General features: G+C 69.2%; 21 protein-coding genes. 8 read left to right on the forward strand and 13 right to left on the reverse strand.

Annotated features, from left to right (window positions below; all coding sequences use genetic code 11):
* Positions 1-5 precede the first annotated feature (5 nt).
* The 9 genes from paaE to ACFTZB_RS13365 all read right to left on the reverse strand — a co-directional run bounded on the left by paaE (position 6) and on the right by ACFTZB_RS13365 (position 7,551).
* Positions 6-1,103 carry a 1,2-phenylacetyl-CoA epoxidase subunit PaaE gene (paaE, locus tag ACFTZB_RS13325; protein ID WP_378432132.1) on the reverse strand — a complete coding sequence of 366 codons (1,098 nt, stop codon included), beginning with the start codon at positions 1,101-1,103 and terminating at the stop codon, positions 6-8.
* Between the two features lie 2 nt (positions 1,104-1,105).
* On the reverse strand, positions 1,106-1,615 hold the full coding sequence (gene paaD, locus ACFTZB_RS13330) for a 1,2-phenylacetyl-CoA epoxidase subunit PaaD (protein ID WP_378432133.1): 510 nt from the start codon (positions 1,613-1,615) through the stop codon (positions 1,106-1,108).
* A gap of 1 nt (position 1,616) precedes the next feature.
* Positions 1,617-2,534, reverse strand: coding sequence for a 1,2-phenylacetyl-CoA epoxidase subunit PaaC (gene paaC / locus ACFTZB_RS13335; RefSeq protein WP_276140602.1), 918 nt, complete (start codon positions 2,532-2,534; stop codon positions 1,617-1,619).
* Positions 2,535-2,583: 49 nt separating this feature from the next.
* Positions 2,584-2,889, reverse strand: a complete 306-nt coding sequence (paaB, locus tag ACFTZB_RS13340) for a 1,2-phenylacetyl-CoA epoxidase subunit PaaB (protein WP_012689784.1) — start codon at positions 2,887-2,889, stop codon at positions 2,584-2,586.
* Complete coding sequence (gene paaA / locus ACFTZB_RS13345) at positions 2,886-3,839, reverse strand: 1,2-phenylacetyl-CoA epoxidase subunit PaaA (RefSeq protein WP_072936988.1); 954 nt, start codon at positions 3,837-3,839, stop codon at positions 2,886-2,888. The genes paaB and paaA overlap by 4 nt, the downstream gene beginning before the upstream one ends.
* 86 nt (positions 3,840-3,925) lie before the next feature.
* Positions 3,926-4,717 carry an enoyl-CoA hydratase-related protein gene (locus ACFTZB_RS13350; protein ID WP_378432136.1) on the reverse strand — a complete coding sequence of 264 codons (792 nt, stop codon included), beginning with the start codon at positions 4,715-4,717 and terminating at the stop codon, positions 3,926-3,928.
* Between the two features lie 37 nt (positions 4,718-4,754).
* Entirely contained in the window at positions 4,755-5,609 is an 855-nt protein-coding gene (locus tag ACFTZB_RS13355) for a 3-hydroxyacyl-CoA dehydrogenase family protein (RefSeq protein WP_378432137.1), read from the reverse strand.
* Positions 5,606-6,334, reverse strand: coding sequence for an enoyl-CoA hydratase/isomerase family protein (locus ACFTZB_RS13360; RefSeq protein ID WP_378432138.1), 729 nt, complete (start codon positions 6,332-6,334; stop codon positions 5,606-5,608). Before ACFTZB_RS13360 ends, ACFTZB_RS13355 begins: the two co-directional genes overlap by 4 nt.
* Positions 6,331-7,551 carry a thiolase family protein gene (locus ACFTZB_RS13365; protein WP_378432139.1) on the reverse strand — a complete coding sequence of 407 codons (1,221 nt, stop codon included), beginning with the start codon at positions 7,549-7,551 and terminating at the stop codon, positions 6,331-6,333. The genes ACFTZB_RS13360 and ACFTZB_RS13365 overlap by 4 nt, the downstream gene beginning before the upstream one ends.
* Before the next feature lie 159 nt (positions 7,552-7,710).
* Between ACFTZB_RS13365 and paaZ the strand changes: the two genes are divergently transcribed.
* Genes paaZ through paaI form a run of 3 tightly spaced genes read left to right on the forward strand, consistent with a single transcriptional unit; the run spans position 7,711 to position 10,485 of the window.
* A complete protein-coding gene (gene paaZ / locus ACFTZB_RS13370; protein WP_378432140.1) occupies positions 7,711-9,750 on the forward strand; it encodes a phenylacetic acid degradation bifunctional protein PaaZ in 2,040 nt (679 codons plus the stop codon).
* The gene (locus ACFTZB_RS13375) at positions 9,747-10,064 is read left to right on the forward strand and encodes an EthD family reductase (protein WP_378432142.1); all 318 of its coding nucleotides are present in this window, start codon (positions 9,747-9,749) and stop codon (positions 10,062-10,064) included. The genes paaZ and ACFTZB_RS13375 overlap by 4 nt, the downstream gene beginning before the upstream one ends.
* Before the next feature lie 7 nt (positions 10,065-10,071).
* Entirely contained in the window at positions 10,072-10,485 is a 414-nt protein-coding gene (paaI, locus tag ACFTZB_RS13380) for a hydroxyphenylacetyl-CoA thioesterase PaaI (protein WP_378432143.1), read from the forward strand.
* A 32-nt stretch (positions 10,486-10,517) separates the two neighbouring features.
* Here the strand turns inward: paaI and ACFTZB_RS13385 are convergent, their stop codons facing one another.
* The gene (locus ACFTZB_RS13385; RefSeq protein WP_378432144.1) at positions 10,518-11,387 is read right to left on the reverse strand and encodes a virginiamycin B lyase; all 870 of its coding nucleotides are present in this window, start codon (positions 11,385-11,387) and stop codon (positions 10,518-10,520) included.
* 38 nt (positions 11,388-11,425) lie between these two features.
* The gene (locus tag ACFTZB_RS13390) at positions 11,426-15,904 is read right to left on the reverse strand and encodes an AAA domain-containing protein (protein WP_378432145.1); all 4,479 of its coding nucleotides are present in this window, start codon (positions 15,902-15,904) and stop codon (positions 11,426-11,428) included.
* A 169-nt stretch (positions 15,905-16,073) separates the two neighbouring features.
* Between ACFTZB_RS13390 and ACFTZB_RS13395 the strand changes: the two genes are divergently transcribed.
* Positions 16,074-17,216 (forward strand): beta-mannosidase, encoded by a 1,143-nt coding sequence (locus tag ACFTZB_RS13395; RefSeq protein WP_378432146.1) that lies wholly within the window; start codon positions 16,074-16,076, stop codon positions 17,214-17,216.
* Between the two features lie 30 nt (positions 17,217-17,246).
* Here the strand turns inward: ACFTZB_RS13395 and ACFTZB_RS13400 are convergent, their stop codons facing one another.
* Together ACFTZB_RS13400 and ACFTZB_RS13405 are read right to left on the reverse strand one after the other, a co-directional pair.
* Positions 17,247-17,999, reverse strand: a complete 753-nt coding sequence (locus ACFTZB_RS13400; RefSeq protein WP_378432147.1) for a GntR family transcriptional regulator — start codon at positions 17,997-17,999, stop codon at positions 17,247-17,249.
* A 30-nt stretch (positions 18,000-18,029) separates the two neighbouring features.
* Complete coding sequence (locus ACFTZB_RS13405; protein WP_378432148.1) at positions 18,030-19,181, reverse strand: acyl-CoA dehydrogenase family protein; 1,152 nt, start codon at positions 19,179-19,181, stop codon at positions 18,030-18,032.
* 181 nt (positions 19,182-19,362) lie between these two features.
* On the opposite strand from ACFTZB_RS13405, the gene ACFTZB_RS13410 reads away from it, so the two are divergent.
* The 4 genes from ACFTZB_RS13410 (at position 19,363) to ACFTZB_RS13425 (ending at position 23,052) form a co-directional block, all read left to right on the forward strand.
* Positions 19,363-20,211, forward strand: a complete 849-nt coding sequence (locus ACFTZB_RS13410) for an HpcH/HpaI aldolase/citrate lyase family protein (RefSeq protein WP_378432149.1) — start codon at positions 19,363-19,365, stop codon at positions 20,209-20,211.
* Positions 20,208-21,215 (forward strand): MaoC family dehydratase, encoded by a 1,008-nt coding sequence (locus tag ACFTZB_RS13415; protein ID WP_378432150.1) that lies wholly within the window; start codon positions 20,208-20,210, stop codon positions 21,213-21,215. Before ACFTZB_RS13410 ends, ACFTZB_RS13415 begins: the two co-directional genes overlap by 4 nt.
* Positions 21,216-21,241: 26 nt before the next feature.
* Entirely contained in the window at positions 21,242-22,453 is a 1,212-nt protein-coding gene (locus ACFTZB_RS13420; RefSeq protein ID WP_378432152.1) for a CoA transferase, read from the forward strand.
* 380 nt (positions 22,454-22,833) lie between these two features.
* The gene (locus tag ACFTZB_RS13425; RefSeq protein ID WP_378432153.1) at positions 22,834-23,052 is read left to right on the forward strand and encodes a substrate-binding domain-containing protein; all 219 of its coding nucleotides are present in this window, start codon (positions 22,834-22,836) and stop codon (positions 23,050-23,052) included.
* Positions 23,053-23,292 lie beyond the last annotated feature (240 nt).

Consider the following 23,292-nt stretch of genomic DNA (forward strand, 5'->3'; position numbering starts at 1 on the left):
TAAGGTCAGGCGTCGAAATCGACGGTCACGTTGTCGCTGACCGGGAAGGTCTGGCACGTCAGCACGAAGCCGGAGTCGACCTCGTAGTCCTCGAGCGCGTAGTTGCGGCGCATGTCCACGTCACCGCACGTGATCTTCGCGCGGCACGTTCCGCAGACGCCGCCCTTGCAGGCGAACGGAAGATCCGAGCGGTAGTTCTCGGCGGCGTCGAGGATCGACTCGTCTCGCGGCAACGTCGCGGTGGTCGAGCGGCCGTCCAGGACGAGGGTCACTTCGCTGCTCGGCCCGGTGACACCGGGTTCGCGGTGCTTCTCCATCGGCGGCGGGACGTCGTCGACGAAGAACAGTTCGTGGTGCACGCGGCTCTTGTCGATCTGCAGTTCCCCGAGAACCGTCTCGGCGTCGGTGACCATCCCGAACGGGCCGCACAGCCAGAAGTGGTCGATGTCGGCGAGCGGCACGATGGACGTGAACAGGGCGCGCAACCGGTCTGCGTCGAGGCGCCCGGTGAAGAGTTCCACCTCGCGGGGCTCGCGGGACAGGACGTGCACCACGTCGAAGCGCGACCCGTACATGTCCTTGAGGTCGGCGATCTCCTCGGCGAACATCACCGAGCGGGTGCGCCGGTTTCCGTACAGGAGAACGACTTCGGCCTCGGGGTTGGCGAGCATCGACGCGGCGATCGACAGCATCGGCGTGATGCCCGACCCGGCGGCGATCAGCACGTGGCGGCCGCCGGCTTCGGGATCTGCGACGAACGTTCCGCTCGGGCCCTGCACCTCGATCCGGTCGCCGGGCCGGACGTCGCGGACGAGCCACGTCGAGAACAGGCCGTCGGACACCTCGCGCACACCGACCCGCGGCGCGGAACCGGCAGGCGCGCAGATGGAGTAGGAGCGCCGGTGCTCGACACCGTCGATCGTGCGCCGCAGCGTGAGCGACTGGCCGGGGCCGAACGCGAACTCGTCGGCGAGGTCGGCGGGAACGTCGAACGTGACCGCGACCGCGTCGTCGCAGACGGATTCGACGTCGGCGACGGTGAGCGTGTGGAATGCCCTGTTGCGCAACGCCGCGCCGGGCTTCGGGGACACCGCTGTGGTCATGATCAGATTTCCTTCACGTGATCGAAGGGTTCGAGGCAGTCGAGGCACCGATACAGGGCCTTGCACAGCGTCGCCCCGAATTCCGAGTCGAGACGGGTGTTGGCGGAGTGGCACACCGGGCACGTCACGGCCCGCGGCTTGACGGTGAGGGTCAGCGGAACGGGACCGGACGTGCGCAGGGGCGCGGGACCGGGTGTCGAGTAGCCGTTCTCGCGCAGCTTGCGCCGGCCGTCGTCGCTGATCCAGTCGGTGCTCCACGGCGGGGTGAGGACGGTCCGGACCTCGACGTGGCCGAAACCGGCGTCCTGCAGGGTGTGCTCGATGTCGTCGCGCATGGTGGCCATGGCGGGGCACCCGGAGTAGGTGGGGGTGATGGTCACGACCACCGATCCGTCGGCGTGCTCCTCGACGTCGCGGAGCACTCCCAGGTCGGCGAGCGTGAGCATCGGCATCTCCGGGTCCAGGACGGACTCGGCGAGGCGGCGGGCGTCGCTGCGCACTGCGGTGGTCATGTCACCACACTCCTTCCGGATGGGCCCGGGCCACGCTCTGCATCTCGGCAAGCAGCAGTCCGAGGGCCTCGGTGTGCAGGCCCTGACGTCCGGCCCGGCCGCCGACGGTGCCGACGGTGCGGCCCGTGGGGGCGGTGAGTTCCGCGGCCTTCAGCACCTGGGCGAGCACGGTGTCGAACTCCTCACGGAGGTCCCGCGGGTCGACGCCGACACCCACACCCGCGAGGGCGAGTTCCTCGGTGGTCGGGGTGAAGAGTTCTTCGACGTACGGCCACACCCGGGCGAGGGCGTCCTCCATGCGCGACTTCGACTCCGCCGTACCGCAACCGAGCGTCACCACCCACCGGGCGGCGTAGTCGCGGTGGTAGGTGAGTTCCTTGACACCCTTCACCGCGACCGCCGCGAGAACGGGGTCGCGGGAGGTGCGCAGGCGGTCGAACAGGGCCAGCCGCCACGTGGCGAAGACCAGCAGTCGCGTAACGGTCTGCGCGAAGTCGCCGTTGTCGAGTTCGGCCAGCCGGGTGTTGCGGAACCGGTTCTCGTCGCGGAAGAACGCGAGCGCGTCCTCGGCGGGAATCGGGCTCGTGTCCGAGATGAACGGCACGACGGACGCGTCCGCGGCGGCCGCCCGGGCGAGCAGCAGTCGCGCCTGACCGAGCAGGTCGAGGCCGACGTTCGCGAGCGCCACCTCCTCCTCGAGTTCCGGTGCGCGCGTGCTCCACTCGGCGAGCCGCTGCGAGCTGATCAGCGCGTCGTCGCCGAGCATCAGGCAGTAGCCGGCCAGGGCGGCGAGGTCGACGTCACCCGGAACCGTGGTGTCGACGCCGGCCAGGGGGTCGTCGAAGCTGGTGCCGAAAGCCCACTGGCCGTGGCTGTCTTCGTCGACGAGGCCGTCGTAGGCGTTGTCGTGGTCGGTCATCGGTACATCCTCGGAATTCTCGTCGGCCTGCGAAACGGTCTGGGCCGGATCACATGTGGGGAACGTTGTCGGGGATCTCGTAGAACGTGGGGTGCCGGTACACCTTGTCGCCGCTGGGCGCGAAGTACGGGTCCTTCTCCGACGGGCTGGACGCCACGATCGCACTGGACCGCACCACCCAGATGCTCACACCCTCGTTGCGCCGGGTGTACACGTCCCGCGCGTGGCGGACGGCCATCTCGTCGTCGGCGGCGTGCAGGGATCCGACGTGGACGTGGTTGAGTCCGCGCTTGCCCCGCAGGAACACCTCGTACAGGGGCCAGTCCGCGCGCACCGCGGTGTCGTCCGTGCTCATCGTGCGTTCTCCTTGTTGCTCTCGCGGCGGGCGAAGGCCGTTGCGGCCTCCCGCACCCACGCCCCGTTCTCGTGTGCTGCCCGCCGGTTGGCGACGCGCTCGACGCTCGAGGCGCCGTTGCCCTTGATCACCTGCATGAACTCGCTCCAGTCGGGCTCCCCGAAGTCGTGGGCGCCGCGTTCGGCGTTCCACTTCAGGTCCGGATCCGGGAACGTCACGCCGAGGACCTCGGCCTGCGGGATGGACATGTCGACGAACCGCTGACGGAGTTCGTCGTTGGTGTGCCGCTTGATGCGCCACTTCATGGACTGCTCGGAGTTCGGCGACTGGTCGTCCGGCGGTCCGAACATCATCAGCGCCGGCCACCACCAGCGGTTCACCGACTCCTGCACCATCTCCCGCTGGGCGTCGCTGCCGCGCATCATCGTCATCAGCAGTTCGAAGCCCTGCCGCTGGTGGAACGACTCCTCCTTGCAGACCCGGATCATCGCGCGGGCGTACGGCCCGAACGAGCTGCGGCACAACGGCACCTGGTTGCAGATCGCGGCGCCGTCGACCAGCCAGCCGATGACCCCCACGTCGGCGTAGGTGAGCGTCGGGTAGTTGAAGATCGAGGAGTACTTCTGCTTGCCCTCGATCAGCTTCTGGGTGAGGTCGGCGCGGTCGGCTCCGAGCGTCTCCGCGGCCGAGTACAGGTACAGGCCGTGCCCGGCCTCGTCCTGGACCTTCGCCATGAGGATCGCCTTGCGGCGCAGGGACGGCGCCCGGGTGAGCCAGTTGCCCTCCGGCTGCATGCCGATGATCTCCGAGTGCGCGTGCTGCGCGATCTGCCGGATCAGCGTCTTGCGGTAGCCGTCGGGCATCCAGTCCCGGGGCTCGACCCTCTGGTCGGCGGCGATGGTGTCATCGAAGAGCGTTTGCAGCTCATCGGAAGCGTGTGACGTGGTCATATGTCCTACCTCTATTACCGAATGATCGGTTGGTATCAAGTATGCATGTCAGCCCCCGCCCACACAAGGGCGGGAGCCGAATTACGTCAGTGTCCTTCGAAGGTGGGCGCGGTTTTCGCCAGGAACGCGTCGACCGCACTGCGGTGATCCTTCGACTGCCCGAGCTGCTCCGCGGCCTCACGCTCCCGCTCGAGCGCCTCCGACAGCCCGGCAGACGCCGCCGAGACCAGCGACTTGACCTGCGCATACGCGGCCGTGGGACCGTCGGCGAGCTGCCGCGCCAGCGCGGCGGCCGCGTCCCCGAGTTCGGCGTCGGGCACCACCCGGTGCACCAGCCCCCAGTCCAGCGCCTGCGCGGCCGTGAACCGGTCGCCGAGCATCATCAGCCCCGTCGCGCGGCTCGCCCCGAGCGCCTCGACGAGCGTGTGACTGAGTCCGGAGTCCCCGGCCAGGGCGATCCCGGTGAACGCGGTGGCGAACTTGGCGCCCTCCCCTGCGATCCGGATGTCCCCGGCGAGGGCGATGCCGAGTCCCGCCCCGACGCACGCCCCGTTGATCGCGACGATCACCGGCACCCGGACCCCGGCCAGGGCCCGGAGCAGCGGGTTGTAGTGCTCGGCGACGGTGTCCATCGCGTGTGCGGGATCGGCCTCGAGACCGGCCACGTGCTCGGCCAGGTCCTGGCCGACGCAGAAGTTCTTCCCCTCCGCCGCCAGCAGCAGGGCACGCACGCTGTCGTCGCCGGCCACCTTCTCGACCGCGGCGAGCAACTGTTCCTTCACCGCGCGGTCGAGCGCGTTGGACGCGCCCGCCCGGCTCAGGGTGATGGTGGCCAGTCCCGCGTCAACGGAAAGTCCGATCACGTCGTTACTGCTCATGAGAATGCGCCTCCTGCTGGTTGTGGTGGGTGGCCTCTCAGGACCAGGTGTAGAAGCCTTGGCCGGTCTTGCGGCCGAGTTCACCGCGCGCGACCTTCTCGCGGAGCAGAGCGGGCGGGGCGAACCGCTCGCCGAGCGTCTTCGCGAGATGCTCGGCGATCGCGAGCCGGACGTCCAGGCCGACCAGGTCGGTGGACCGCAGCGGCCCCATCGGATGCCGGTATCCCAGCTCCATGGCCCGGTCGATGGACTCGGCGTCGGCGACGCCCTCCTCGAGCATCCGGATCGCCTCGAGCCCGAGACACACCCCGAGCCGACTGGTGGCAAAGCCCGGGGAGTCGTTGACGAGCACCTCGGTCTTACCGAGCAGGGACACCCACTCGCGCACCTTCTCGACCACCCCGGCGTCGGTGGCGGGGGCCCGCACGATCTCCACGAGCGTCGACGCCGGGACCGGGTTGAAGAAGTGCATCCCGATCAGGCGGGCCGGATCGTTCAGCGCACCGCCGAGTTCGGCGATGGAGATCGAGCTCGTGTTGGTCGCGATCACGGTGGCGGGCGACACGGTCTTCTCGACCAGCGCCAGCACCGACAGTTTGAGGTCGACCAGTTCCGGCACCGCCTCGACCACCAGGTCCAGGGCGGGCGGGAGTGCATCGGGCGCCTCTACCGTCGACACCCGTCCGAGGATGGTCGCGGGGTCGACGTCACCGAGCTTGCCGCGCTCGTGCGCCCGGTCGAGTCCGTCGGACACCCGCTGCAGGGCCGCCTGCCGGTCGCCGCTCTCGGCGATGGTGACGGTGGAGCCGAGGGTGGCGAAGACCTGCGCGATGCCCGCGCCCATCCGGCCGCCGCCGACCACGCCGACATTCTTCGGTGCTGTGCTCGTCATCTCTTCTTCTCCAGAAAGGCCGTCATGCGGTCGTGTTTGTCACTGCTCTCGAACAGCACCGCCTGCGCGATGTCGTCGGCGAACGGGTGCGAGCCCGGGGCGTCGACGATGATCTTGGTCAGCTTCAGGGCCAGCGGCGCCGAACGTGTGATGCGGTCGATGACCTTGTGCGCGGCATCGATGTGCTCGCCGGCGGGGACGACGTCCATCACGAGCCCGCAGCGCAGCGCCGCGTCGGCGTCGAGGTTCCGGCCGCCGAGCAGGACCTGCTTGGCGACGGACGTGCCGACCAGTTCCGGCAGCCGGTAGCTCGCGCCTGCTGCGGCCATGATGCCCAGGCCGGGTTCGGGGTTCCCGAACACCGCGGTCTCGGTGGCGATGCGGATGTCGCAGGCGTAGGACAGTTCGGCGCCGCCGCCGAGCGCGTATCCGCTGACCGCGGCGACGGTGGGCAGCGGCAGCTTCGCGATCCGGTCGAACAGGGTGCGGTTGATGCCGGCGAACGCCTCGTCACGGCCACGCTCGCGCAGTTCGGCGATGTCGGCGCCGCCCGCGAAGTGCTCGCCCTCGCCGGTCAGCAGCAGCGGCTTCGGCGTCGCCTCCACCGCCGCGCACACCTGGTGCAGTTCGGCGATCATCTCCGCGTTGATCGCGTTGCGCTGCGCCGGCCGGTGCAGCGTGACGACCATGCGGTCGTCGCGGTCCTCGACCTTCAGCGTGTTCACGGCGCCTCGATCAGCATCGCGACGCCCTGGCCGACGCCCACGCACAGCGTGGCCAGGCCGCGGCGGGCGCCTTCGCGTTCCATCCGGCCGAGCAGCGTCAGCAGGATCCGCGCACCCGAGCAGCCCAGCGGGTGACCGAGCGCGATGGCGCCGCCGTCGGCGTTGACGATGCTCTCGTCGAGCTTGAGCTGCCGGATCACGCCGAGCGACTGCGCGGCGAAGGCCTCGTTGAGTTCGGCGGCGCCGAGGTCGGAGATCGACCAGTTGGCGCGGGCCAGCGCCTTCCGGGTGGCCGGGACCGGACCCAGACCCATGAGGTGGGGGGCGATGCCCGCGCTGGCGCTGGTGACGATGCGGCCGCGGACGGTCAGGCCGTACCGCTCGACGGCGGCCTCGCTCGCGACGACGAGGGCCGCGGCACCGTCCGACAGCGACGACGACGAGCCGGCGGTGACGATGCCGCCGGGGCGGAACACCGGTTTCAGCGTGCCCAGCTTCTCCAGGGTGGTGCCCCGCCTGGGGGTTTCGTCGGCGGTCAGTTCCCCCTCGCGCAGCGGCACCGGGACGATCTCGCGGTCGAACCGGCCGGCGTCGACGGCGGCGATCGCCCGCTCCTGGCTGCGCAGCGCGAACGCGTCGCTCTCGGCGCGGGTGATGCCCTCGAGCGCGGCGACCTCCTCGGCCGTCTCACCCATCGACAACGTCACCTTGCGGACCTCCGGTCCGGCACCGGCCGGCACGTCGCGGTCGGCGGCGGTGAACCGGGGGTTCGTGAACCGCCAGCCGAGCGAGGTGTCGGCCACCTCCCCCGGACGTGCCCACGGGGTGCCGGGCTTGGCCATCACCCACGGTGCGCGGGTCATGGATTCGACGCCGCCGGCGATCACGATGTCGGCCTCGCCGCTGCGGATGGTGTGCGCGGCCGACGCGACGGCGGTCAGACCACTCGCGCACAGCCGGTTCACCGTGTAGCCGGGGACACTGTCCGGCAGGCCCGCGAGCAGCACCGCCATCCGCGCGACGTCGCGGTTGTCCTCGCCCGCCTGGTTCGCGGCACCGAGGATCACCTCGTCGACGGCCTCGCCCGGGATACCCGCCCGGCGGGCCGCCTCGGCCACGACCAGACCCGCAAGGTCGTCGGGGCGCACTCCTGCGAGCGCTCCGCCGTACCGACCCTGCGGGGTACGGGCTCCGTCCACCAGAAACACTTCGGCCACAGTCTTCTCCTTCACGGGGGTGCCGTCTATTAATAACCGAATCTTCGGTCGGTACGCAAGGGCAGGTAGCGATGGGAAACTTCACATCCTCCCTTGACAACCAGCGGGTAGAGCGACGATTCTGTTAACCGACCGAACGTACGGTGAAATGGAGTTGTCGTGAGCAAGTTACTGGAAAGCTACGCCGCCGGACGCTGGTACACCGCGCCGGACGAGGGAACCCCGCTGCTGAGCGCGGTCGACGGCTCCGAGGTGGCGCGCATCTCCGCGACCGGTCTCGACCTCGGCGAGATGGTGACCTACGCCCGCGAGGTCGGCGGACCGGCCCTCGCGAAGCTGACCTTCCACGAGCGCGCCGCCGCCCTGAAAGCGCTCGCGCTGACGCTCATGGCGGGCAAGGACGAGTTCTACGCCCTGTCCACCTCGACCGGCGCCACCAAACGCGACTCCGGCGTCGACATCGACGGCGGCTTCGGCACCCTCCTCAGCTACGCGAGCAAGGCCCGCCGCGAACTCCCCAACGACACCGTCTACCTCGACGGCGCGTTCGAACAGCTCGGCAAGAAGGGCACGTTCCTCGGCCAGCACGTCTACACCTCGCGCCGCGGCGTCGCCGTCCAGATCAACGCGTTCAACTTCCCCGTGTGGGGTTTCCTCGAGAAGCTCGCCCCCGCGTTCATCGCCGGCGTCCCGTCGATCGTGAAGCCCGCGAGCCAGTCGGCGTACCTCACCGAACTCGTGTTCCGGCGCATCATCGAATCCGGGCTGCTGCCCGAGGGTTCCGTCCAGCTGCTGTCCGGGAGCGCCCGCGGCCTCCTCGACCACCTCGGCGGGCAGGACTCCGTCGCGTTCACCGGATCCGCCGACACCGCCGCCACCCTGCGGGCGCACCCCAACGTCGTCGGCGAGGGCGTCCACTTCAACGCCGAGGCCGACTCGCTCAACGCGTCCATCCTCGGCGCCGACGTCGAACCGGGCAGCGAAGAATTCGACCTCTACGTCAAGCAACTCGTCACCGAGATGACGGTGAAGGCCGGCCAGAAGTGCACCGCCATCCGGCGCGCCCTCGTGCCGTCCGCGCTGATGGACGATGTCATCGCCGCGGCCGAGGCCCGGCTGTCCCGCGTCGTCGTCGGCGCCCCCGACGCCGAAGGCGTCACGATGGGTGCGCTCGCCAGCCTCGAGCAGCGCGACGAGGTGCTGAAGTCGCTCCGCGGCCTCACCAAGTCGGCGCAGATCGTCGTCGGTGACCCGGAGAACTTCGACGTCGTCGGCGCCGACAAGGCCACCGGCGCGTTCCTGCCGCCGATCCTGCTGCGCTCCGACGACAAGGACGCCGCCGAACCCCACGACATCGAGGCGTTCGGTCCCGTCAGCACCGTCATCGGATACGACAGCACCGACGAGGTCATCGCACTTGCCGCCCGCGGCAAGGGCAGCCTCGTCGCCTCCCTCGTCACCCGCGATTCCGCACTCGCCCGCGACATCGTGCTGGGCCTCGCCCCGTTCCACGGCCGCGTCCTCGTCCTCAACCGCGACGACGCCAAGGAATCCACCGGCCACGGCTCACCGCTGCCGGTCCTCGTGCACGGCGGACCCGGCCGCGCAGGCGGCGGCGAGGAACTCGGCGGCATCCGCGGCATCCTGCACCACATGCAGCGCACCGCGGTCCAGGCCACCCCCGACATCCTCACCGCGGTCGGGAACAAGTGGGTCACCGGCTCCCAGCGCAACGACGACGGCGTCCACCCGTTCCGGAAGAACCTCGCGCAGTTGCGGATCGGCGACACCATCGTCGGCGGCCCCCGCCAGGTCACCCTTGCCGACATCGACCACTTCGCCGAGTTCACCGGCGACACGTTCTACGCGCACACCGACCCCGAGGCCGCCGCCGCCAACCCGCTGTTCGGGGGCATCGTCGCCCACGGGTACCTGGTGGTCTCCCTCGCCGCCGGCCTGTTCGTCGAACCCAACCCCGGTCCCGTCCTCGCCAACTTCGGCGTCGACAACCTCCGGTTCCTCACCCCCGTCAAGGCCGACGACAGCCTCACCGTCACCCTCACCGCGAAGCTCATCACCCCGCGCAGCAGCGCCGACTACGGTGAAGTCCGTTGGGATGCAGTCGTCGTCAACCAGGACGGCGACCCCGTCGCAACGTACGACGTACTCACTCTCGTCGCCAAAGGAGAAGATGCATGAGCTACAAGGTCGCCGTCTGTTACGGCCAACCCGATGACCCCGACGCGTTCGACGCCTACTACCGCGACACCCATATGCCGCTGGCACGCAAGGTCCCCGGCCTGTCCGACTTCACGTGGGGCAAGTGCAGCGCCCTCGACGGTGGGACACCGCCGTACTACGCCGTCGCGAGCCTCATCTTCCCCGACGCCGAGACCATGAAGTCCGGGTTGCAGTCCGAGGAGATGAAGCAGGCGGGCAAGGACGTCCGCAACTTCGCCACCGGCGGCGTCACTATGTACGTCCAAGAAGAAGAATCCGTCTACAACCAGTAGGAGAACCATGACTGTCGACGCGTCCGCGGAATGCCGTATCGCGCGGGAAATGTTCGAGGCAGACAACGCGTCCCGCGCGCTCGGCATCCAGATCCTCGAGCTCAGCCCCGGTCACGCGGTCGCGTCGATGGTCGTGGGTGAGACCATGGTCAACGGTCACGGCATCACCCACGGCGGCTTCGTGTTCACCCTCGCCGACACCGCATTCGCGATGGCGTGCAACGGGTACGACACTGCCGCGGTCGCCGCCCGCGCCGACATCCGGTTCCTCGCCTCCACCCGCCTCGGCGACACCCTCGTCGCCGAGGCCGTGGAGCGGGCCCGCTTCGGGCGCAACGGCCTCTACGACGTCACCGTCCGCCGCGGCGACGACGTCATCGCCGAGTTCCGTGGCGACAGTCGTGCTCAGCCGCGCCCGTGAGTACTTGTTAACCGCGGGACGTTAACAAGTACTCACGGGTGCGAAGCGCACACTCGGCCGATCTCCAGCGCAACCCAGACCTCATCTTCCGGTCCCACGACGATCCCGTGTGGCTCCGAAGACGGTGTCGGCAGATCGTATTCGGTGATTGCCCCGCCCGACCCGATGTGCCCGATCCGATTTGCGCCCCATTCGGTGAACCAGCAACCGCCGTCGGGGGCGGCGACGATGGCGTGAGGTCGGGCCGAGCGGTCTGGTAGCGGGAACTCGTCCATCCGGCCGTCGACGGAGATCCGGCCGATCTGCCCAGCCCCGATCTCGACGAACCACAGTGCATCGTCGGTTCCGCGGGTGATCCCTACGGGCCCAGCGTCGGAAGTGGGCAGAGAATGCACCGCGACGTTGCCGGCGACGTCGATACGTCCGATCGCATTCGCCTGGTTGAGGGTGAACCACAGCGCGTCGTCCGGACCTGCCGTGATCGCCGAAGGAAACCCGCCGGACGTGGGCAGCGGAAACTCGGTGATCCGTCCGCCCGTGGTGATCCGCCCGATCCTGTCGGCGCTCGTCTCGGTGAACCACAACGCACCGTCCGGGCCGGTGACGATGCCGAACGGGCCGCTGCCCGGGGTCGGAGTCGGGAAGGAGTCGACCGCGCCGTCGAGCGTGATTCGCCCGATCCGGTGGTCGCGAAATCGCGTGAACCACAAAGCGTCGTCGGGGCCCGGTGTAATGATCGTGGGCCCGCAATCGTCGGTATCGAGCGGATAGGTGGCGACGTCGCCTTCGACGGTGAGGCGCGCGATCCGGCCGGCGTGGACGAGCGTCAACCAGAGGGCACCGTCGGGTCCGCACGTGATCGCGTACGGCCCCGACTTCTCGTCGGCGACGGTGAACTCCATATGCCTACGGCCCGTGAGCACTTCTTAACCGCCCGACGTTAATAAGTACTCACGGGCGCCGCGTGCTTCCCGCGCTCGGTCGCTGCTGCCGCGTCGCGCGCCGCGCGTTCGGCGGCGGCGGCCTCGATGGCCATCGCGTGATCGACCGCGTGCGGGGCGATGCCCAGGTTGTCCAACGTCTCCCACAGACTCGACAGGGCGGCCTTCGGGTCGAGGTAGTACTCCGATTCGCGGACGCGCCAGAACGTCCAGCCGCACCGCTTGAGTTCCTGCTCGCGTTCGAGGTCCGCAATCCGCTGTTCCGGGGTGGTCGAGAACGCGTCGCCGTCGCATTCGACGGCGAGCCTCATGGTGCCGCCGGTGACGACGAGGTCGATGCGCCGATTGTTCACCTCGACTTGGGAATTGACGTGGTAGCCGCGTTCGGCGATGTCGTTGAACACCCGCTGTTCGAGGAGATTGTCGAACGGGGGGATCCGCACGTCGCGGTCGACGTTCTGCGGCATCGGGTCGGCCGGCGCCGGCGACGTCGACATCATGTAGCTGAGCAGGGAGTTGCGCAGGTCGGCCCGCTTCAGTTCGTCGACGGTCACGGAGTGGAACAGCCACAGCTGATCCTGCGCCCGTGACGCCGCCACGTTGAACCGCCGCTTGTACTGGTTCGCGGTCAGCGGCGCGAAGTTCTGTTCCGGTCCCACGACCATCGACAGGAAGACGACGCTCCGTTCGTCGCCCTGGAAGTCGGGCGGTGTCCCGACGCGCAGTCGCCGCTGCTCCCACTGTTCGATGCCGATGCGTTTGACGAGTTCGGTGCGGATGGCGTCGACCTGGGACTGCCCCTGCAGCACGACGATTCCGAACGTCTTGCCGTCGTAGCGGGGGTCGACGAGGCATTCGATGAGCTGATCGACGAGGGCGGCGGCCTCGACGTGGTTGGTCAGGGTCGCGTCCTTGCCCGACACGAAGGCCTCGGATACGTACGTATGTTTCAGCGGCGGAAGCCGGTCCGCGCCGAACTGCCGCACCGGGACCAGCGGCAGTTCGCCGTAGAACTGGGTGCTCGACCAGTTGATGATCTCGGGCATCGAGCGGAAGTGCTCGCGGAGCCGGACCACCTGCCCGAAGCTGGTGCGCAGGATCGAGAACAAACTCGACCGCGGCGTGAGCGTCGCCTGGACGTACTCGGGGAGGTCGGGCAGGTACGCGTCCAGGCGGGTGAACACGTCGTCGAGGGTGCCGCTGGTGGGGATGTCGGCGGGGGCGCACTGCTTGTCGTCGCCGACGACGATGACCCGCGGCGCCAGCCACAGCAGGAACAGGTTGGTGATGTCGGCCTGGCTCGCCTCGTCGACGATGACGACGTCGAAGCTGCCCGGCACGGGCGGGATGGACGCGAGGACCTGCTGCAGCGGCATCACCCATGCGGGCACCGCGCCCTGCGCCTCCCCCATCGCGGATCGTGCTGCGCTGCGGTACTTCTCGGCATACTTTCCGGCGCCTGCACCGATGCTCGAGATGTGCTCGCGGTACGTCTGCAGTGCTCGCACCTGGTCGGCCGTCAGGTGTTCGAGGCAGTCGCGCCAGGCGGTGGCCGCCGCGAGCCGCGCGGTCAGATGCGCGAGATCCGCGTCGACGGCGTTGAGTTCGGCTTCGAGTTCCTGCTCACGACCGGCCCGGTGCTGCTCGGTGACCCATTGGCGGGCGCGTCGCCATGCCCAGGCCTCGGACATCTGCCAGCTCATCTCGTCCCACTCGGTGAGCGCCGCCGTCCTGCGCACCAGGTCGTACAGTGCCGGCGCGACGGGTGACAGCCGGTCGGACAACTCGTCGAACAGCCGCTGATCCTGCTGTTCGACGCGGGCGATCGCGTACCGGGTGAGTGCCTCGGAGAGGGCGGCGTTGTCGGCCTGGTCGAGCGCCGCCACCAGGGCGGCGCCTTCGGGTGAGGGTCCCGCGTCGACCTCGGTGGAGACGGCCGAGACGATGGTGTCGAGTTCCGCACGCGCACTGTCCACGTCGGCGCGGGTGGTGATGGCCTCTGCGGCCCCGGCCACCGCGGTGGCGTCCGCGAGGTTACGGATCCGCGGCGCGTTCGGGGACAGCGCGAACAGTTCACGGGCCAGCGCGTCGCGGGCGACGAGGAGGGCGCGCACGCGGGCCACCCGGCCGACGATCATGTTGAGGCTGTCGACCTGAACGGCACGAGACCCGTTCATGTCCACCGGAATCCGCAGATCGGCCAGCAAAGTCGCGGCGGTCTGCGCGGCGTCGTGGGCGCGCAGGTGCTCGGTCACGAGCCGCACGGTGGCGGCGGTCGTGGCGGGTACGCCGTCGACGGTGGCGTCGAGGCCGAGCTCTTCGACGGCCTTCTGCTCGTCGCTGCGACGGAACCGGGTCTTCCATTCGACGGTGCCGGATTCCATCGCGACGGCGAGCGCACCCACCGCCTGCAGGGCGGGCCGGGTCATGACGGCGCACTGGACGTCCTGCGCACCGATGTACCGGTCGGCGGCGGCGGCCGCCTCGACGATCGCGGGCAGCGCGTCCAGGCGACCCCACAGATGGGTGGCCCGGCCGGACAGCACGGTGTCGGCGAGGCTCTGGAACTGACCGTCCAGGTCGAGGACGTCGTGCGCGCGGGCCTGCAGTTCCTTGCAGTGCCTGCGGATGGAGTACGCGGTCTCCGGATCGACGCCGCCGAGGACTTCGAGCAGATGCGCCGACTGCGGGGTGTCGATGGGGATGCTGGTCGACGCGCGCGAGCAGAGCCGTTCGAGTTCGGCCCGGTTCGGCAGCAGGGAGTCCAGCGCGGGAAGCGTCTGGCGTGCCCGCTGCGCGCGCTCGGGGGACGCCGTCACGCACAGCCGGCGCAGGGTCTCGACCTCGGTGCCGGTGAGGGGCGGCTGCTCGCTCAGCAGCGGTCCGGGAAGCCACTCGAACGCGTCCTGCAGGCCCATGACCTTGCGGACGATGGTGGCGGCGGTGCCCTCGTAGCCGTCGGCGACCGCGTCATGCTGGTACGTCTCGGACTCGCGCAGCGCCTTCACCTGCTCGAGCACGACGGCCCGCTTCTGCACGGCCTCGTCCCGCTGGGCGCGGAGGTCGGCGATCTTCTGGCCCTCGCTGTGCGGGTTGAACGACGACTTCCGTTCGGCGATGGTCGCCACACTGCGGGTGAGCTCGTCCGAGCCGCCGCGGGACAGGTCCGTGATCGAGACGCAGAGTTCCTGCATCTCGGGCGGGAGCTTGTCCCTCAGGACGCGGAGCGCCTGCGCCTTCTCGCTCGTGACGAGCACCCGCTGGCCGCGCGCGAGCAGCGCCGACACCAGGTTGGCGATGGTGTGGGTCTTGCCGGTCCCGGGTGGGCCCTCGACCACCACTCCGCTGTCGCCGCCGAGCCGCTCGATGATCTGTGACTGCTCGGCGTTCGCCGGGAGCGGGAACAGCGGGTCTTCGGCGAGCGACTGCGAGGTGGCGGCGCCGGTGCGCTCGAGCCACGACAGCCGGTCCGCCGGTTCGATCGCCTCGACCAGCTGGGCGAGCCCGAGCGGGACGGTTGCGCCGTCGCCGTCGAGGTGGGAGATCATCTGCTCGTAGTACTCGACCAGGGCGAACGCGCTGCGTTTGCGCAGCACCAGGGCGGGCGACAGCGTGACAGTGCCGTCCTCGTGGCCGACGGGCTGCCGCACGTCGTCCCGCACGGCGACGTACGCCGTCAGCGATTTCGGCGCCCACTCCGCGAGCAGTGCGCGGACGCCGTCGCTCAGCGGCGACGTGACGGTGTCCTGCAGTCGCTTCTGCAGCGGCATCGCGTGCGCGCTGTCGTAGACGTCCAGTCCGGTGAACAACTGGGAGTCTTCGAGCCGGGGCTGGGAGCCCGCGATCAGTCGCACCAGCAGGTCGCCGGTCCGCGGATCGCGGTGGATGCTCGCCGACTGGGTGACCAGGTGTGTCTGGACGCCGTCGTCCGGTCCCGCACCCGCCAGGGTCAGCAGTCCGGACGCGAGCACGAGTTCGATCGACTCGGGGCGGGCGTTCAGCTCCTGCAGCATCCGCTGCAGCGACTGGTACAGATCGGCGTGCGGGCGACGCTCCCGATCCGCCTTCGCCCACGCCTGCCACCGCGGGACGTAGGCGTCGAACGCCTGCCGGACGTCGTACGCCCGGCGCACGTCGTATTCCTCGTCGGCGTCCTCGGCGTACGCGTCGGACGCGTTCAGCTCGAGGTCGGACCGCGAGCTGTCGGCGCGGGCGGACGCGTCTACCCAGCCGGCCAGGACGGTCGGTAGTTCCGGCGGATCCTCGACGCCGATGAGGGGCACACGCAGAACGATGTCGCCCTGCGCGGCGTCGGGATCGAGTGGGATGGTCCGGCCGTCCTGATGCAGCCATTCGACCTGTTCGTGCTGGTCGACGCGGAGAACCGGCTTTGTACGAGCCCGGACGATCTCACGCAGGAACTGCAGCAGGCGCTGGACGCGGCCTGCGAGCTCGGCGTCGTTTTCGGGACTCGACAATGTAAACCTCTGCGAATTCTCGGTGATGACGTGCGCTTGCCCCCGCCGTGCACACTATCGGGTCGAGGGGGTGAAGTTCGAGGCGTCGTCCCCTGTCAGGGGGACTGGACGGTCGCTCGAGGCGCGGAACGGGCCACCATTCGTACCGACCGGTCCCTACTATTCATTCATGACGGTGACGCGCATCACGAAGCTGGCCGCGGTGATCGCGACCGCCGCTCTGACGGCGCTGGGAGGTGGCTTCGTGTCGGCTGCCGCTCCCGCGCCCGGGGCCCGAGTCACGGCCTCGTCCGACGGGTTCGCGCTCGACGGGCAACCCTGGTGGCCGACCGGGTTCAACGCCTACCAATTGGCCACGAATTGGTCGGTCAATTGGGGGTGCGGCGCAATGGTCGACCTCGACTCCTACTTCTCCGCGCTCCCACCGCACTCGCTAACCCGGTTCAACCTCTTCCAGGCGCTGGCGATCAACCGCTTCACCGGACAGCTGGACTTCGGGGCGATGGACGCCGTGTTCGCGGTGGCCGAGGCGCACGACCAGATGCTGATCCCGGTGCTCGCACCTCAGGACGGGGCGTGCGAGGACGGGGTGTTCAAGGGCAGGCAGTGGTACGTGGACGGCTGGACGACGATGACGCCGGGTGCGCCCCGCACGCTGATGAGTTTCCGGGACTGGACGCGCACGGCCGTCGACCGGTTCAAGGGTTCGCCGTCGCTCGCGGCGTGGGAACTCGTCGGGGAGCCGGAGACGAGCACGTGCACCGACGCCGACTGCTCGTGGTGGACCCGGTCGTGCGAGCCCGGTGCGGCACAGGTGCTGCGTGACTTCTTCGACGCCGCGGGCGCCGAGGTGCGGGCGCGTGATCCACGCACGCTGATCACGGCGGGTTTCACCGGCGGCGGCCAGTGCGGAACCCAGGGCGACGAGTACCAATTCGTCTCGGCGTCACCGTATGTCGACGTCGTGCAATACCACGATTACGGCGCCGACGGCGTTCCGCTGCCCGGCGATCAGTGGAACGGGCTCGCGCGGCGCCTCGAACAGGCTGCCGCACTCGGCAAACCGCTCCTGGTGGGCGAGATCGGCGAACTCGCCGGATCGTGCGCCGCCATCGAGGACCGGGCGTCGCACATCGGCGCCAAGATCCAGGGGCAGCGGGACGCGGGAGCGGCCGGGGCGCTGCTGTGGGCGTTCGTCCCGGACCCCCGGCCCGCCGAGTGCACGTACGACATCGGCCCCACCGACCCGCTGTGGGGCGTGGTGGAGCAGTTCGGAAGCTGGGGCTCGGGCACCGCCCCGGCCGACACGTAGACCGTGGATCGTCGAGCCCGAGCAGCGAGGTCAGCGTCCGCCGCGGCGGAGGGTCACGCGGTAGGTGTAATGCTCGGGCAGGAAGTAGCTGACCGCCAATTCGACGGTCCGCCCGTCCGAGTCGGAGTAGAGGCGGTCGACCCGCAGCATCGAGTGGCCCTCGGAGCAGCCGAGTTCGCGGGCCACGTCCGCCGGCGCCGGCGCGACGGTGATCGATTGCGCGGCCTCGGTGATGGGGCTCCGCAGGTGCGGTTCGAGCAGGCCGATGATCGTGTGCGAGCTGACGGCGCCCTCGGACATCTCGGGTGCGTCGGCGACGAACCGGGCGATCTCGTCGGGCAGGTAGACGGTGGTCAGCACGAACGGGGTGTCGTCGTGGCGTCGCCGGAACACGACCGTGTTGACGAGGTCGGTGTCGAGGCGGAGCCTGCTCGCCGCCTCGATGTCGACCCGGCGGCGCAGGGGCGTGACCACCTCCATGGTGGTGTCCGTGGACAGGTTCATCAGATCCTCGATCGACCCCAGCTGCCGCAGGTATCGGCCGTCGGACTCGGCGGCGAACGTGCCCCGGCCCGGGACCCGGTAGACGATGCCCTCGGCCACCAGGTCCTGGAATGCGCGACGAACGGTCTGCCGGCTGACGCCGTGCTGGTCCGCGAGCTCGAATTCGGTGGGCAGCTTGATCCCGCCGCTGTACTTGCCTGCAGCAATGTGCTCGCGGAGCTGCCTCGACACCAGCTGGTACGCCGGCTCCGTGTCTCGTTCTCGTTCCCTACCGTTCATCGCGCACCGATCCTACGTGCAGGTTGCCGACTAGATGCCGCCTCGCGACACCAACTGCGAGACGATGACGTTGCGCTGGATCTCGTTGGTGCCTTCGCCGACGATCATCAACGGGGCGTCGCGGAAGTAGCGCTCCACGTCGTACTCGGTGGAATAGCCGTAACCACCGTGGATCCGCACCGCGTTGAGGGCGATGTCCATCGCCACCTCCGACGCATACAGCTTCGCCATGCCGGCCTCCATGTCGCACCGGTCGCCGCTGTCGTACTGCTCCGCCGCATGCCAGGTCAGCTGCCGGGCCGCGGTCAGCTTGGTCGCCATGTCGGCCAGGTAGTTGCCGATCGACTGGTGCTTCCAGATCGGCTGCCCGAAGCTCTCCCGCTGCTGCGCGTAGGCCAGGGAATCCTCGAGCGCCGCCGTGGCCACACCCAGCGCACGGCACGCCACCTGGATGCGCCCGGTCTCCAGACCCTTCATCATCTGCCCGAACCCCTTGCCCGGGGTACCGCCGAGGATCGCCGACGCCGGAATCCGGTACCCGTCGAACGACAGCTCACACGTCTCGACACCCTTGTAGCCGAGCTTGGGCAGATCCCGCGACACCGTCAGACCGGGGCCGTGCTCGACCAGGACGATGGAGATGCCCCGGTGCTTGGGGGTCGCCTGCGGATCGGTCTTGCACAGCAACGCGATCAACCCGGACCGACGGGCGTTGGAGATCCAGGTCTTGGAACCGGAGATCACCAGATCGTCACCGTCCGCCTTGGCGGTGGTGGACATGGCCTGCAGATCCGAACCACCACCGGGCTCGGTCAGCGCCATCGTGGCCCGGATCTCGCCGGTCGCCATCTTCGGCAGGTACTGCTGCTTCTGCTCCTCCGTGCCGTACAGCGACAGCAGTTTCGCGACGACGGTGTGCCCGCCCATCGCACCGGCGAGGCTCATCCATCCGCGGGCCAGTTCCTGCGTCACCTGCGCGTAGCAGGGCATCGACACCGGTGATCCGCCGTACTCCTCCGGGACCGCCAGACCGTAGATCCCGATCTGCTTCATCTGCTCGATCCACTTCTCGGGGTACTCGTTGGCGTGTTCCACCGCCTGCACCGTCGGCTTCACGTCGCGATCGATGAACGCGCGCACCGTCTCGACCAGGTACGCCTCTTCCTCGTTCAGCTTGGCCATGAATCCACCTCACACTTTCCACAACATTTGTACGGCCATACTCCGACAATGTCTGCCTAAAGTCAACGATCGGTCTTGACATGACCGCTGCGTCGCTGCCAGCATCAGCAGCGCAGCCGCATCAGGCTGGCCGTACATATCCAGCCCCACCCGGGCTCCCGGACCCTAGGAATGAAGCATCGTGCAGAACCTCACCCGCAGGCGCGCCGTTCTGGTGGCCCCCGGATCCGACGAGCGCAAGGCCCTCAAGGCGCTCGGGTCGACCGCCGACGAGGTGGTCCTCGACCTCGAGGACGCCGTCGCCTCCGCGAAGAAGGCCGAGGCTCGCGACCTCGTGCGCCGCCTCGTACTCGAATCGGACGGCTCCCGGGCCGTCGCGGTCCGCATCAACGCGCTGACCACGCCGTGGGCGGAGGACGACCTCGCCCTCTGCGCCTCCCTCGGCGCCGCGCTCACGAGCATCGTGGTGCCCAAGGTGGAGACGGCGCAGGATCTGGTCCGCGCCGATCAGGCTCTCACCGGTACCGACATCGGGTTGCAGGCTCTCGTCGAAACCCCGGTCGGCGTGCAGAACATCGCCGACATCACCCGCGCCGTCGCCCGGCTCGAGTCCGTCATCATCGGCTACGCCGATCTCGGGGCGGCCCTCGGCCGGTCCCGCACCGTCCTCCCCGAGCACTGGCTCGCGATCCAGGACGGCATCCTCGTCGCCGCCCGCGCCGCCGGCATCCAGGCGATCGACGGCCCGTTCCTCGGCATCGCCGACGACGACGCGTTCCGCCACTCGGCCGCGTGGACCAGCGCGCTCGGGTTCGACGGAAAATGGGTCATCCATCCCGCGCAGGTCGAGTCCGCCGCCGCGGCCTTCACCCCCACCGACACCGCGGTCGAGGATGCGCGACGCGTGATCGACGCACTCGCCGCCGCCGAGGCCGCGGGCGCCGGGGCGGCGCAACTCGACGGGCAGATGCTCGACGAGGCCGTCGCTGTCGCGGCACGACGTGTTCTCGCCCAGGTAGGTGCCCGGTGACGATCACGCAGACGTACGTCGGTGGCCCGTACTTCGACGAACTCGAGGTCGGGCAGGTATTCGACACCGCCCCCGCCGTCACCCTCACCGGCGGCCTCGCCGCCGCCCACCAAGCCATCCTCGGCGACCGCCTGCGGCTGCCCCTCGACGCGCACCTGTCCCGGGCCGTCACCGGGTCCGCCGACGCCGTCGCGAACCCCGGCCTCGTCACCGACGTCGCCATCGGACAGTCCACGCTGGCCACTCACCACGTGAAGGCCAACCTGTTCTACCGCGGCCTCCGTTTCCATCACTTCCCGCATCTCGGCGACACGCTCTACACGCGCACCGAAGTGGTGGGACTGCGGGAGAACTCGGCGAAACCGGGACGCAAACCCACCGGGCTGGCGGCTCTGCGGATGACGTCGACCGACCAGGACGGCCGCACCGTCCTCGACTTCTACCGCTGCGCGATGCTCCCGCTGAGCGCGAACCCCGACGAGGACCGCGTCCGCAAGTCCGACGACCTGTCCGCGATCGGGCCGCAGTCGGAGCAGTCGTTCGCCGCCCCCGAGGGCTGGGACCTCGCCCGCTACCGCGACACGGTTCCCGGGCAGCACTTCTCGGCCGACCTCGCCGGATCCGTGCTGCGGAGTAGCGGCGACGTGGTGTCGAGCGCCCCCGAACTGGCGCGCCTCACCCTCAACATCGCGGCAACCCACCACGACGAACGGGTCGGCGCCGACGGACGACTGGTCTACGGCGGGCACACCATCGGCATCGCGCTCGGGCAGGCCACGCGCGCCCTGCCGAACCTCGTCACGGTCCTGGGCTGGAAGTCCTGCGACCACACCGGTCCCGTCCACGAAGGCGACACCCTCACCAGCGAACTCGAAATCGAGAGCGCCGAGGAGTTGCCCGGCGGCGGCGGAATACTGCATCTGCGTTCACTGGTGTTCGCGCACAACGCCACAGCGTCCGACGTCCCCGTCCTCGACTGGCGCTTCACCGCCCTCATGGCCTGACCTCCACCATGCAAGGAGTATCTCTCGTGACCGCCCACACTCCCCTCGCCGGACTTCGGATCGTCGAGGTCTCCAGTTTCATCGCGTCGCCCCTGTGCGGACTGACCCTGTCCCAGCTGGGGGCCGAGGTCATCCGGATCGACCCCATCGGCGGCGCCGCCGACTACAACCGCTGGCCGATCACGGGCGACGGCGAGAGCATCTACTGGACCGGCCTCAACCGCGGCAAGCGGTCCGTGGCCGTCGACATGCGCAACCCCGAGGGGCAGCGGCTCGTCCAGCAACTGGTCGCGGCCCCCGGCGCGGGCGGCGGAATTCTCGTCACCAACGCGGGAGGTCGTGACTGGCTCTCCCACGACACACTGAGCGCGCTCCGCTCCGACGTCATCACCCTCGAAATCCTCGGTGGCCGTGACGGTTCCCCCGGCGTCGACTACACCGTCAACGCCGGACTCGGCTTCCCCTCCATCACCGGTCCCGCCGATCATGCCGGCGTCGTCAACCACGTTCTCCCCGCCTGGGACGTGGCGTGCGGGCTGTACGCCGCGCTGGCCGTCGCCTCCGCGGCCCGCCACCGCGACGCCACCGGCGAGGGCACCCGTATCTCCCTGCCGCTCGAGGACGTCGCGCTCGCCACCGCCGGCACCCTCGGATACCTCACCGAGGTGCAGATCAACGGCACCGGCAGGCAAGGGACCGGCAACTCCGTCTACGGCACGTACGGAACGGATTTCACCACCAGCGACGGTGCCCGGTTCATGATCGTGGCCCTCACCCCGCGGCACTTCCGCGACCTCGTAGCCGTCACCGGAACCACCGCCGCGGTGGACGCACTCGCCACCGCACTCGACGCCGACTTCGCGCGCGAAGCCGACCGCTTCACCCACCGCGACGTCCTCACCGCGCTGTTCACCCGCTGGTTCCGCGAACACACCGCAGCCGAAGTGTCCGAAGCACTCGCGAAGACGTCCGTCCTCGCCGAGCGCTACCGCACGTTCGAGGAACTCGTGACATCCGGGGAACTCGAAGACAACCCGATGTTCACCCCGCTCGAGCAGCCGCGGATCGGCACCTACCTCGCCTCCGGCCACCCGGCATCCTTCGACGGACACCACGCCACCGTGGCACCCGCCTCCGCCGTCGGCGACGACACCGGCAGCGTCCTCCGCGACCTCCTCGGCAGCTCCGACTCCGACGTCGCCAAACTCCTCGACAGCGGCATCGTCGGGGGGAGGTGACGAAGCGAAAAGACAAGGCAGCTCGGCCGGTCTGACTGTCGAGAGTATGCGACTCGGTCACGGTGGGTTTTCACGCCGACTGCTCCCTGGTCGGATATCGCCGAGGCGAATTGCGGTATCAGTGCCCCCGGTCTGACCTGATTTCTGCCACTCTCACGGGACCACTCGGATTTCGAGTTATGCGACCACCCCGACGCGTCGCGCCGGAGTCTCGTCGGATGGCCAGTTTGATCGTCGTATCGGCTTCCCGGTCACGAAGGCCGGACGGGTATAGTGTTTCGGGAGATCAACGTGAATGAAGTCGAGGAAGTGCTCCGGATCCGGCTCGGGGTGACCGGGTCTCGGCCGCCGCGTTTGCGTACGATCGCGGCGCACCGCGGATGGATCGCAAAACGGCGCGACGGCACGTCGAGGCCGCGCAAGCCGCAGGGCTACACCGCAGCGACGGTGAGGTATTCGCCTCCGGTGTGGTGACCACCTACCCGATCGCGGTACTGAAGTACTCGCAGAACAAGCCCACCGCACAGGAATTCACTACGTTCGTGACCGGACCGACCGGACAGAGGGTGCTCGCCGACGCCGGATTCGCCGCCCCCTAATCGACGAGGAGTCGGTCACCGGTCTGCGAGCACGTACACCCATGCTCGCAGACCGGAGACACTGGGCCGGTCGGGCAGTCGGCACGCGTTCGATCGGGAGGTATGGCGGACATACTTTTCCGTAACGGGTTACGCCACGAGCCCCGCGAAACGTCTGCCGGTACGCGTACAGCACGCATCCCGTCGCCCGACGCGCCCTATGCAGCAGCGCGGCACCTCTGCGAGGGCGAGCTCTCGCAG

The sequence above is a fragment of the Rhodococcus sp. NPDC057014 genome (assembly GCF_042673295.1).
Classification (GTDB): Bacteria; Actinomycetota; Actinomycetes; order Mycobacteriales; family Mycobacteriaceae; genus Rhodococcus_F.